This is a genomic window from Vibrio sp. 1580 (assembly GCF_033340055.1).
The window spans coordinates 1-549 of the sequence record NZ_JAWOVT010000608.1; the positions used below are offsets into that span (position 1 = coordinate 1).

Annotated in this window: 1 pseudogene; it reads left to right on the forward strand. The window is 47.7% G+C overall.

Going from position 1 to position 549, the window contains the following annotated elements:
* Nucleotides 1–132 precede the first annotated feature (132 nt).
* Nucleotides 133–549 (forward strand): annotated as a pseudogene (locus tag R7093_RS27420) (cystathionine beta-synthase); the annotation flags it as partial.

The following is a 549-nucleotide window of genomic DNA, read 5'->3' on the forward strand; positions in this document are numbered from 1 at the left end:
CGAACAATGTGCGACTTGCCATGCTATTGGTCAGTCACAAGGGGTGGATAAGGTTCACAAGGTATACGACTACCGTTGAATTCGTCATTGAACACAATGCTTTGACAATTAAGGATAAGAAAAGGAAGAGCTATGAAAGCAATGTTTCTGCGGTGGTTGGTAGCTGGGATACTTGGGTTAGGCGTCATCTTCACCGTCAGTTCGGAAGATGTCGCCAAGCCAGAACCCGAAGCGACGACGTTAACTCAAGAAGAAATTGAAACCATATTAGACACCAAGTTTTCCGAGGGGAAATATTCACGCCGCGGACCAGATGGCTGCCTTCGTTGCCATGACGATACATCAGACAAACCTGCTACGGGTATTTTCGACAACATTCATGGCAAGTCCGCAAACCTGCATGGGCCAATGAATGATAAACAGTGTGAAGCATGCCATGGCCCAGCGAACAATCACGAACGCAATCCACGAAAAGGACAAGTTCGTGAACCGATGATCACTTTTGGGCCAAACTCCCCTGTTCCGGCCGAAAAGCAAAACAGCGTGTGT